Below are 400 nucleotides of genomic sequence, written 5' to 3' on the forward strand. Positions count from 1 at the left end.
GCCTGGACTTCGACAACATGGTCAGCAGACTTCGACAACATGGTCAGCAAGGACAGCGACAGCCAGGGCGTCAGGCTCTCGATCCAGTCGCCCTTCTGATCGAAGGCGAAGACCTGAACTAAAGAGGGCGGCGCCGGCGACGGCGCCGCCCTTTCCTTTTCTCCTCCCTCGCGAAGCGGGGGAGGGGGACCAGCGAAGCTGGTGGAGGGGGCGAGACTGGGCGCCGCGCCGGCCGTCGCTACCTCCTCCGTTGCAGGGGTGAGGCGCTGCAGCTTCGGCCTGGACTTCGACAACATGGTCAGCAAGGACAGCGACAGCCAGGGCGTCAGGCTCTCGATCCAGTCGCCCTTCTGATCGAAGGCGAAGACCTGAACTAAAGAGGGCGGCGCCGGCGACGGCG

The 400-nt window shown here is 65.5% G+C and carries 1 protein-coding gene; it reads right to left on the bottom strand.

The features are described from left to right. On the bottom strand, nt 1-400 hold a 400-nt coding region (locus AC1DCG_RS25170), incomplete at both ends, for a hypothetical protein (RefSeq protein ID WP_477041763.1).

This window comes from Caulobacter sp. 10L414 (assembly GCF_056395525.1).